General features: G+C 30.4%; 13 protein-coding genes and 2 pseudogenes. 13 read left to right on the top strand and 2 right to left on the bottom strand.

Annotated elements, in window-relative coordinates; genetic code table 11:
* Positions 1–228: 228 nt before the first annotated feature.
* A complete protein-coding gene (locus DEX24_RS16375; protein WP_109307458.1) occupies positions 229–1,509 on the bottom strand; it encodes an RNA-binding domain-containing protein in 1,281 nt (426 codons plus the stop codon).
* Positions 1,510–2,043: 534 nt separating this feature from the next.
* Between DEX24_RS16375 and DEX24_RS16370 the strand changes: the two are divergent.
* Together DEX24_RS16370 and DEX24_RS17320 are read left to right on the top strand one after the other, a co-directional pair.
* A pseudogene (locus DEX24_RS16370) lies at positions 2,044–2,178 on the top strand (toxin C-terminal domain-containing protein); the annotation flags it as partial.
* A 9-nt stretch (positions 2,179–2,187) separates the two neighbouring features.
* On the top strand, positions 2,188–2,343 hold the full coding sequence (locus DEX24_RS17320) for a hypothetical protein (RefSeq protein WP_170112984.1): 156 nt from the start codon (positions 2,188–2,190) through the stop codon (positions 2,341–2,343).
* Positions 2,344–2,428: 85 nt separating this feature from the next.
* Here DEX24_RS17320 and DEX24_RS16365 read toward each other — a convergent pair.
* Positions 2,429–2,653: pseudogene (locus DEX24_RS16365) on the bottom strand (transposase); the annotation flags it as partial.
* Between the two features lie 175 nt (positions 2,654–2,828).
* Here DEX24_RS16365 and DEX24_RS16360 point away from each other — a divergent pair.
* The 11 genes from DEX24_RS16360 to DEX24_RS16310 form a co-directional block, all read left to right on the top strand.
* Positions 2,829–3,389 (top strand): hypothetical protein, encoded by a 561-nt coding sequence (locus DEX24_RS16360; RefSeq protein WP_146193012.1) that lies wholly within the window; start codon positions 2,829–2,831, stop codon positions 3,387–3,389.
* A gap of 74 nt (positions 3,390–3,463) precedes the next feature.
* The gene (locus DEX24_RS16355; protein ID WP_146193011.1) at positions 3,464–3,817 is read left to right on the top strand and encodes an amidase domain-containing protein; all 354 of its coding nucleotides are present in this window, start codon (positions 3,464–3,466) and stop codon (positions 3,815–3,817) included.
* A 24-nt stretch (positions 3,818–3,841) separates the two neighbouring features.
* A complete protein-coding gene (locus tag DEX24_RS16350; RefSeq protein ID WP_109307454.1) occupies positions 3,842–4,174 on the top strand; it encodes a hypothetical protein in 333 nt (110 codons plus the stop codon).
* Positions 4,175–4,705: 531 nt separating this feature from the next.
* The gene (locus DEX24_RS16345) at positions 4,706–5,056 is read left to right on the top strand and encodes a hypothetical protein (RefSeq protein WP_109307453.1); all 351 of its coding nucleotides are present in this window, start codon (positions 4,706–4,708) and stop codon (positions 5,054–5,056) included.
* 412 nt (positions 5,057–5,468) lie between these two features.
* Entirely contained in the window at positions 5,469–5,840 is a 372-nt protein-coding gene (locus DEX24_RS16340; protein WP_109307452.1) for a hypothetical protein, read from the top strand.
* Between the two features lie 20 nt (positions 5,841–5,860).
* Positions 5,861–6,109 (top strand): hypothetical protein, encoded by a 249-nt coding sequence (locus DEX24_RS16335; protein ID WP_109307451.1) that lies wholly within the window; start codon positions 5,861–5,863, stop codon positions 6,107–6,109.
* A gap of 63 nt (positions 6,110–6,172) precedes the next feature.
* Positions 6,173–6,571, top strand: coding sequence for a hypothetical protein (locus DEX24_RS16330; RefSeq protein WP_109307450.1), 399 nt, complete (start codon positions 6,173–6,175; stop codon positions 6,569–6,571).
* A 111-nt stretch (positions 6,572–6,682) separates the two neighbouring features.
* Positions 6,683–7,300 (top strand): ABC transporter ATP-binding protein, encoded by a 618-nt coding sequence (locus DEX24_RS16325; RefSeq protein ID WP_170112983.1) that lies wholly within the window; start codon positions 6,683–6,685, stop codon positions 7,298–7,300.
* Positions 7,293–9,521, top strand: a complete 2,229-nt coding sequence (locus DEX24_RS16320) for an FtsX-like permease family protein (protein ID WP_109307448.1) — start codon at positions 7,293–7,295, stop codon at positions 9,519–9,521. The genes DEX24_RS16325 and DEX24_RS16320 overlap by 8 nt, the downstream gene beginning before the upstream one ends.
* Positions 9,518–10,015, top strand: coding sequence for a VanZ family protein (locus DEX24_RS16315; protein WP_170112982.1), 498 nt, complete (start codon positions 9,518–9,520; stop codon positions 10,013–10,015). Before DEX24_RS16320 ends, DEX24_RS16315 begins: the two co-directional genes overlap by 4 nt.
* Before the next feature lie 49 nt (positions 10,016–10,064).
* Positions 10,065–10,163 (top strand): transposase (locus DEX24_RS16310; RefSeq protein ID WP_146193010.1); only part of this gene is annotated, 99 nt, incomplete at its 3' end.

The raw sequence follows: 10,163 nt of genomic DNA, 5'->3' as shown, positions 1-10,163 counted from the left end.
TTCACTTCTACAATCATCAACGTTATCAAAAACGACTAAACGGCCTGAGCCCTCTAGAATTCAGAGCTCAAGCCGCTTAGTTCAATTTTTATTATTTCCGCTGTCTACTTGACAGGGAGCAGTCCATAATTACTTTTACGGCTTTTCTATATGGTTTAAGCTTTTTAACAATGCATTTGCATGGTCTTCTGTTTAAGGGAAGTAATTTGTATGTGCATTTTTCATGTATTAACCCTTTACTTGATATCTCGTAGAGGGGCCATTTCCGATACGGGTAATTCGATTCTTCTCTAGTAAATCTGCAATGATTTTTCGGACAGTCGCTTTACTTTTATCTAAATATACTTCCAATTCTTTCGTTGTAAATTCAGGATGTCCCTTTAACCAATCATTCAATAAACCATCTTCAGAAGTAGGTGTATCGATTGTTTTTTTAGGTAATGTAACAACAAATGCATTTGGTCCCACTATCCAAAAAGGTTGTTCCGTACTTTGTTTGTAGCTTTCTTTCATACGCTGTAAGCCCGTTCCGTAACTTTCAATCCACTTGAGGCGATAAAATACATTGGCTAGTTTGGGATTTCTGCTTTGTGAGATCCCAAGTTCAATATCTTCTAAGGTTAAGCCTTTTACTAATCCACCAACAGAAACGATTTCTAAGCGGTTTTGGAACAAGTGAATTAAAATACTTCCACTAAAGCTATAGTCTCGGTGTGTTGCAGCATTGATTAATGCTTCGCGTAAGGCGTATGTTGGGAAACTTTCTTGCTCAATGCGTTGGAGACCTTCAAAGTGCGCAGACTTGGCATTATAAAGGGTTAAATACTCAAAAGCATCCTCTACTTGCGTTAAAATGGAGCCAGTAAACTCCTTACGATCTTGGAAGTCGAGTTTGTCGTTTCCTAAATAACGTGCACATTTAATCGTATGCTCACATTGATCAGAGAACAGCAATCCTAAGTTTGTATAGTAGCCTTCATCTGAAATTAGTCCAAGTGTTCGTTGTTGTTCGGATCCGAATTTTAAGCTCTGTTTTTCAAATACCATTGTGGCTTCTTTGAATGTTAAATCCTGCTGTAAACTACGCATCGTTTCGAAATTCGTCCCGTCTGATTCTAGTATCATTTGACGAATATTTTCTTCGGAAGCATTTGTCACAGATGTACCATAACGAATAAATACACCTGATGACTTCATCCCTTTATTTTTCAAATGGTAGGGACGTCGTGTACCTCGTGAAACGGAAATCTTCACAATTTCCTTGTTTTCCATGATTTCAACACTTAAGTAAGTATGGACTAAAATATCGGGTTGAATACTATCATGCAACATACTTGAAACAGCTTCTAACGTCTTATGTGCATTTTCTAAACCAACGACTGTACCATCGTCATCAATCCCAATATAAAGTTCACCACCTTGCGTATTCGCAAAGGCGATAATTTCACGCTTAACACCATCAGTTAGTTCATGTTTAAATTCTACAGTTGGTGATTCCTTAAATTGCATAAAACTCACCTCTATCGATTATTTATATATATTCAATATAATCGATTATAATCGATTAATCAATTAAAGTGTCGTTAAATATAAGAATCTGTATCAAAGCTATAAAATAACAATAGTTATAGCTCGCCAACTCATTTTAAATAGCTGTTACATTCGTGTCTGTTTAATATGACAATGTTCTATTTGTCTACGGATCTTAACCAAGTAAAAAAGCATGATGTAACTAATAATTGCAACTTAAAGTACGCTTAAAAGCATCTAAGGAGCAATTTTTTTCTATTGTATGAAATCTGTTTAATTAGCCATACTAATATATCAATATACGTATATATGAATATATTAATATGTACGTATATTTTTATTTTGTTGAAAATAATAAGGCCCGTAGAAGCTTTTTTAATCCAAAATTCTATTTAATTTAAGTTCTGTAAGAAGGATTTTGTCTGTTCAATACGGATGGCCCATTTTATTTTGTGAAGTGTAACCACATCTTTTTAGAAGTTAGAGGTGGAAATTTTAAACTTTGCAACAGAACCTAAATATATAACAATAGATAAAGATAGTCATAATGGTGGAACATGGAAAGGTGCAAAAACTATAGAAGGCTTAGCTAGTAAAAAAACACGTTCTGGCACATATGATATTGAATTAAATAGAATAGGAGATTAAATTTAAATTATGGTAGAATTAAAAAAATTTAATATAAATTTTTCGCCAAACAAAGAAACTCCATATTTTCAAACTACTAATGACAAAAGAATAAGATTTATTTTAGATGAATTATCACTTCAAACTACAAAATATATTTTCAAAAAAATATATAAAGATAAATGAGAGTGTCAATATTTATGTGTAAATGACAATCCAACCTTTTCATAGTATCTGATCATTTTCGAATATATATATGCGTTAATTTGAGTTACTGGTCTTTGTTAACTTCAAACATTTCGGCCAGCTCTGCTCGAGCTTGATTGAAACCGATATGGCATCGAGTAAGGAAACGCTGATTATAGTCTTGGAACTGGGAAACTAGGAAGCGCTCAAGGGATTCTTCGTTTGGAAACTGTTCTTTACGCTTCGTATATTTCTTGATTTGCTTATTAAAGGATTCGATTAAATTCGTTGAGTAGATGCTGCGCCAAATAGGCTTGAACAATATCTGATGTAAACTTAGTCATAGGGAAGACCTCTTTTCTAGAATTGGTTGTGGTGACTTAATTCTACCAAGAAAAGATCTTCCTTTTTGTATTTATTCATTTACACAAGATATTTTACACTTCCGTATATTTTTGTTAAAATCATTTCATAATCATTTATTTTTGAAAGTAGGCGGTTTATTTATCATTGTTTTGTTATTAACATTTTTTAATTTAAAAATTGAAAATGTTCAAGCAAAAGAAAAAATTAATACAGTACCCTTATACAAAGATACTAATGCAATTGGTATCACTGGTACGAAAAAAGAAGTACATAAAAAAGCTATGAAAAAATATAAAACTCATATGGATATTGTAGAAAAATATTATAAGAAACAAAATATTATAGTATCTAATAATTTAGATGATGTTTTATATCAAGATAGAGTAAATAATCTTGCTTTAGAATTAGATTATTTTACAAAATCTAATTCTAAAAAAGTTAAAGAGTTAGTTAATTTTATAGGATATTATAGTAATTTTGATACGAATGCTCGTATTAAAATTTTAAATAAAAAATTAAAAAATGGAACTATTACTAATGATGAAAAAAACGAATTAGAATCTTATAGACCAGTTGATACTAATTCAACTAAAAAAGGAAATACTCAAATAACTACGGTATCTAAAAGTAAGAATGGCTATGATTCAGGAAAAGCTGTCATATGCTACAAAATGGACTAGTAACTCGAAAAAATTAAGAAATAATTCAAAATATCCTTATTATAAAAAGTCAAAAAAATGTGAAAGTTGTTGGAATGAAGTATCGTAAAGGTGGAATATTTACAACTTATAGAAGTGATAAAGTATGGTATTATAGTGATTCAAAGCCTAGTCATACTTGGGGAGGCGCTCATAATTTCTATAAACATTGGAAAAAACGAGCTGGTATTGCAAAAAAATCAGGTTCTTTAGGAAAAGGCGATGTAGTAAATATTGATTTTCAAAATGACGGAAAAATAGATCATACAGTTATCATAACTAAAGTGAAATCTGGAAAACAATATTATACTCAGCATACGACAGATAGTAAGAATAAAAATACAATAAGTGATTTGTATAAAAAAGGTTATACTTTATATGGATATGAGATGGATAAAGTAAGTAACTAATATTAATATAAATGGGGTTTAATGATGAAAAAAATAGGTATTTATATGGGGATATGTATATTATTAATAAGTGTTTATGGTTGTTCTTCAAGTGATGAAACAACTTCAACATCAAAAAATATGGTTGCATATAACGCTTTAAATGAAGAAGAACAGTCTTTAACTATTTCACCTTCAAATTCTACTGTAGAAAAAATAAGTGTAAAAGATATTCCTAAAAGTCAATTAGATGAATCTTATGATGGAAAGAAAGTTTATGCTGTTACTTTTTCTGACACAGCCAATACTAAACATGGAGACTTAGTTGTTTATTTAGATGAAAGTGGAAAAAAAGTACTGGGTAAAGTTTTTAAATAAATAACTTTTTAACTTTAAAAGTTATTTCAAGTTTATGTAAAAATATAAAATGTAAGAGGTTTAAAAATACGAGAAATTCTCGTATTTTTTTTTGAGAAAAATTAAGGTGAGTGTCAACGGTAAATCGCAATAAAAAGAAGGGTCAGCGTGTTTTGCTGATATTTGAAGTGAGAATTTAAGGAGTTGATACGTAAAAATCTCCACCCTCAAGCCCTTTCATTCCAAAATTTTGGCGGTGCTAGAATGTCGCCAAGCCGACGTACCTAAAATGAAGATTTTAAATAAACGGCTTGCTTTTTTCAGTCTACCGCCAAAACCGCCATTGCAGCCGTCCAAGTTTTTCTCTTTATCCATATGATCGACACCAAAAGAAAGGGCAAATCAAAAAACCTTTAAATACCTATCCAACATATAGTGCGTTAATTCATGGCGTAGTACTAATTTCGATCCACTTGGATAGGCTACACTAAGTTAGTCAGAATAAATGAGGGCTTGTAAACTAAGACTAACAATTAAAAAGAGTGTGCTACTATGCCACGTCAACTAACGAAAACAGTTGGCGATACAACACATGAATACTTCTATAACGACGAAGTATTGAATATGGAAGTTGTGAAAGTAAAGGATGTTGTTACGGAATACCGTTCATATGAATGGAATGGCTATACACCACTTGGTATGATGGTGAAGGCGAAAAATGAATCAGGTACATTTGAAACTGTAAAGGAAGGCGAGCCAAAAGCACAAGTGGAAGATAAGTCGAAATCGCAACGTCCTGTTGCTGACTTATCCAACCTACATCATGTAGGCAGTGTTGTTGGCTCGCCCAACTTGCGTCCTGCAAGCAGCAATTCATTACGAATCATCGTGGAGATGTATTAATTAAGGAACATCGACTAAGTTCCGCGCGTCCTGTGCGAACGTTGATGGCTCTCACATCTTGTGGGGCCGTGATAAAGATGACCAAGAAGTCGGTGCATACATATATGATGCCTATGGGAATGTATTAACGGTCGAAGGGGATCTAGCAAAAGCGAAGAAGATAAACGCTAGCAACGACGTCCTGTCGTAGCGTTTATCCAATCGACTACTATGATGAAGAAACGAAGAATTACTATTTACAAGCACGTTACTATAACCCAGTAAATGGAGCATTTCTAGCAGAACATCGACTAAATTCCGCACGTCCTGTGCGAACATCGATGGCACTCACATCGTGTGAGGCCCACATCCAGGCGATGATGACGAACCGTTATCACAGAATGGTTATAGTTATGCGAATGGTAATCCAGTGATGAATATGGATTATAGTGGGAAAATGGCTTATGCTGCAGTAAGTGTAACACTATTTTCTATACCAGGATGGGGACGGGGAGCATTAGGTATAGTAGCTGTAGTTGCAGCCGGTATATGGGTGGCGAGTTACCTTCCTAAAAAGACTTATTCGTTTTCGATTCCTAAAAGATTATTAAAACCAAATGGAAATGTAGATATAGGGAAATTTACAGGAAAGATTAAGGGAAAGACAGCTCGTAAAGATCCGAAAACAGGTTGGAAGATAGAGAAAGATGTTGCTGGTCATGGAGGAAGGAAATGGAAGCTTAAAGATAAAAGTGGGAAAAGAAAAGCGAGTTTAGACGGCAATGGTAAAATCTTATCAAAATAATGATTGGTCAAGGAGGATTTATGGAAAAAATTACTTTTTTAGAATTATTAGATATACTTAAACGTTATGATTTTTATGATTGGGAAGATGAGGGGAAAAAGCAGTATCAATTTAATTTAGCTATGCCTGAAAAATTATTAGAAAAACTAAATTTTCCGGAATTTTATGAAAGTTTTGGTATTGAAGCTGTTCAAAATAGAAGTGCCGAACGAAATTTAAAGGTAGCTGAGTGGTTAGAAATAGTATCTTTGTTTATAATTTTCAAATAAATCCAATTATACCATTATATATACTTTAAAGGTATATAATGGTATAATTGGATTTATAAGGAGGTGAATGATATAAAAAAAACTATACTTGCTACTATTTCAATTGCAATAATAGCAATTCCAATGTACGCTCACGCTTATAGTAAATCTGTTAGCTTTGATTTATCTTCATCTATTAAAGGAACAACTAAATTCTCTTTAGATTCAGCTAAAACAACTGTTACAGTAGACGGAAATACATATTATGCTAGTGGGAAAGTTAGTCCTGATAAAAGCGATTACACTCCGGATCTATATAAATCTGTATTTACAAACTATTCATTTAGAACTCAAGCTACAGGAGTTACAAAAACATATTCTTTAGGAACCATAAGCGCAGGTAGTTATGTACTTAATTTCACAAAGAATACCACTAACCTTTATGGTGAACGTATAAAAGGTTCTGCAACAGTAAAACAATAAACAAGACAGGCAGAACATATCTATGTTCTGCCTAAAAAAGGAGGAAGACTTATTTATAGTAGTTTAATACTAAAAGGTGAGAATATATCTCAATCTTATAATGGGTATACTGTGTTAAATAATATTAATTGTGAATTCAAGAAAAATACTATTACATTGATTAAAGGTAAAAGTGGTTCTGGTAAATCTACTTTATTACATATTTTATCTGGTTTAGAGAAGCCTAAAAGTGGTTTTGTTTTATATGAAGGTGAAAACATACATATTTTAGATGAAAAGCAACAAGCTAAGATAAGAGGTGAAAAAATAGGTTTTATTTTTCAAGAATTCAATTTAATACCAGATTTAACTGTTGAAAAAAATATTTTATTACCAATAGAATTAAATAAAATGCATATAGACAATGAGGAATTGAATAATCTTTACAAAAAACTCGATATTTCTCATTTGATTAAAAAAAATGTTAGACTACTATCTGGTGGAGAGAAGCAACGTGTCGCTATAGCAAGAGCTCTATTAAAAAAACCTGAAATCCTTTTTGCTGATGAGCCAACAGGGAATTTAGATGCTATTAATACTAATGCCATTGTAAAAATGTTAGAACAAATAATAATAGAACAAAAACTAACATTAATTGTTGTAACACATGAAGAAAAACTATTTAACTTACCCTATAAAGAATTTGAATTAACTAACGGTATCTTGAGTGAGTGTATAAAAAATGATTAAAGTATCCTGGCAATTAGTTTATAGTCAAAAAAAATGGTTTTCATTATTATTGTTCATTTGTATGATGACAATAATTACAATAACTTTATTTCAAATAATAGCTGCAACTACAGAAAAATATACAATAGAAAAAGCTCAATTTAGATATGGAGATTTTACGGGTCTATTAGTAAATACAGATGAAGAAGTATCTGTATTAAGAAATTCACTTTTAACAGTTGGGGAATATGGCATAGAAGATGCTGTAAAAATAGATCACAATATTGTTCAGATTGGTTTTTTTGATGAAACAGCTTTTCAAATGGCTAATTTTCAATTATTAAAAGGACATTTACCTAATAAATCCCATGAAGTTGTCATCGAAGAAGCGTATTTACAAAAAATATATGGGGATTCATGGGGGATAGGGACTCGAAAAAAAATTGGTAATCAAAATTTACTTCTAGTCGGTATTATCAAAAACTACAGTGCAAATTGGTCGATGAATATTGATGTAAAAAATACATATTATGGATTTCCAAACATAATTAAATTAAAAAGCTCAGAAAATATACCAAAAAAACACTCTTATATGATTAAAGATTTTAAAAGTCTTGAAAAAATTGATAATGAGCTCGCAAATAAATATGGGTTGAATTATATAGTAAATGATCAATTTTACTATAAAGGATTAAAAAGTTATAAAGTAATGAATTTAGTGAAATATTTTTTTCTTACAGCTTTACTCATTATAAGCAGTGTTAGTTTATGTCAAATTATTTTAATTTATTATAAAAAACAAGAAGTACTTTATGAATTATTAAAAATAGAAGGCATGACAAAGCGAAAAATAGAAATTATCAAAATAATACAAATATACTTGATAATTAGTATATCAAGTATATTGAGCATTCCAATTATATATATCATATATCAATTTTTATCATATTATTTATATGAATATAATTTATTAATTCCTTGGAGTGAACTAGTAGTTGGGCTTGTATTATCGACTGTCTTCTTTTTCATAATATTAATTTGTACAATTTCATTGCTTTCGCACCAAAAAAGAAGAAAACTTAAAAGTCAAACTATTATGTATGGATTAAATTCAATAGTATTAATAGCATCAATCATCCTACTTTTCACATCAATTTTTATTTATAAAGAAGAAATTATGCCTCCTCCAAATACAAATACTCTATCTATTTCTGCCAATAGAGTTACTCAAACGATAAATATTGAAGGATATGATGTCGCCTTACCCCCACGCAAATATATCTCAGAAGGCGAAGTAGAAAAGATAGAGAAATATAAAGGTGTTTCATCTGTACAAGTAAGTGCTCTAACGGATGATTTAAAATTATACGTTAGTTATGTAAGTTCAGATGATTTGGAAGATGCATCTGAATTGGAGGAATTTAGCCTTAAGCCAGTCTATTTACAAAGTGATATTACGGATAATCTTCAAATTAAAAAGCCATTATCTGAAAATCATGCAATTTTAATTGTCTCATCAAAACAGGATGTCCAAAAAAATCAGTCAAAAATAGGAACTAATTTAATAGTAGTTCGATCTGACTCACAAGGTAACTTGAAATCTTGGACTTACAAAATAGATAATATTAAAATTGTTGAATCTGAAAATGCTAATGTGAAGGTATTAATTAATGCAAAAAAAGCTATTCAAACTAAATTATTTAGTGGATATAATGATGTAGAAGTATCTTTAAATTCTGATGTCTCACATAAAAATCGTAATAACCTAATTAAAAAATTAAGTACATTGTCTGCACTATACAACAACGAAGTTATAGATGAAAATAACATCAATAATCCACTATCTAAATTATTTAAAGTATATTATATTATTACCTTTGTAGTAAGTATTATATTCGTATGTATAACTATTTACTTCATGTTAGATCGTAATTTAGAAAAAAATAGTCGTAAATGGGGTATTTATCTTTCGCAAGGTATGACTAAAGGTGAAATTTGGATTTTATTAGTTAGAAGTATTCCTTTATTATGGTTACAATCTACTTTAATTAGTAGTGTTATATTACTTATAATCTATATTAATTATGATTATATTGTATATCCAATAACTATTTATACAGAAATATTTATTATAATTTCATTGTTGATTCTAATATTCTTTTCAATCGTATCTATTATTTTTTATGTAAAACTATATAAATTATCGATTGCACAACTATTGAACAGGGGGGGTTTTACGTGAATAAAACTATAAAAATCAGCCTACAACTCTTATTCTTCATTTATTTAATCTTACTTAGTAAGTTGATTTTATTAAAATATTATTCTTTTAATGGAACAATTGATCAATTGCTTTTCCGTGGAGAAAGTTTATTTTTTTTAAAAGAATATAACCTTATCCCTTTTCACACAATTACAGCGTATATACAGGCTGAAGGTACTACACCATTCAGTGCTTTTAAAAACTTAGCTGGTAATATTATTGGTTTTATACCCTTTGGTATTTTCATGGCATTATTATTTTTCAAGAAGCCTACAATTATTAAAATTATAGTAAGTACTTTTTCACTGAGCTTTATATATGAATTAATTCAATTAATTTTTCGTTTAGGAACATTTGATGTAGATGATTTATTACTTAATACGCTTGGTGGTTTAATAGGATTTCTTATTTATAAATTATTGTATAGTATAATTAAATCTAATTGGATAGGATACACTAAGTTGGACAGATAAAATAAGGGCTTGTAAACTTAGATTATAAAATTAAGGGAGCGTGCAAAATATGCCACGTCAACGTCGAACATTTACACCCGAATTTAAACTGCAATTAGTGAAGCTTTATGAAAATGGCAAGCCACGTGCAGAGATTGCCCAAGAATAT

This window comes from Kurthia sibirica, assembly GCF_003143975.1.
GTDB lineage: Bacteria > Bacillota > Bacilli > Bacillales_A > Planococcaceae > Kurthia > Kurthia sibirica.
Note: the sequence above shows the minus strand (reverse complement) of the source record. Positions and strands in the feature narration are given on the sequence as shown.

Coding starts and splice junctions, on each gene's coding strand:
- DEX24_RS16375 (WP_109307458.1), bottom strand. CDS start 1,509: ATGCAATTTAAGGAATCACCAACTGTAGAATTTAAACATGAACTAACT.
- DEX24_RS17320 (WP_170112984.1), top strand. CDS start 2,188: ATGGTAGAATTAAAAAAATTTAATATAAATTTTTCGCCAAACAAAGAA.
- DEX24_RS16355 (WP_146193011.1), top strand. CDS start 3,464: ATGAAGTATCGTAAAGGTGGAATATTTACAACTTATAGAAGTGATAAA.
- DEX24_RS16350 (WP_109307454.1), top strand. CDS start 3,842: ATGAAAAAAATAGGTATTTATATGGGGATATGTATATTATTAATAAGT.
- DEX24_RS16345 (WP_109307453.1), top strand. CDS start 4,706: ATGCCACGTCAACTAACGAAAACAGTTGGCGATACAACACATGAATAC.
- DEX24_RS16340 (WP_109307452.1), top strand. CDS start 5,469: ATGAATATGGATTATAGTGGGAAAATGGCTTATGCTGCAGTAAGTGTA.
- DEX24_RS16335 (WP_109307451.1), top strand. CDS start 5,861: ATGGAAAAAATTACTTTTTTAGAATTATTAGATATACTTAAACGTTAT.
- DEX24_RS16320 (WP_109307448.1), top strand. CDS start 7,293: ATGATTAAAGTATCCTGGCAATTAGTTTATAGTCAAAAAAAATGGTTT.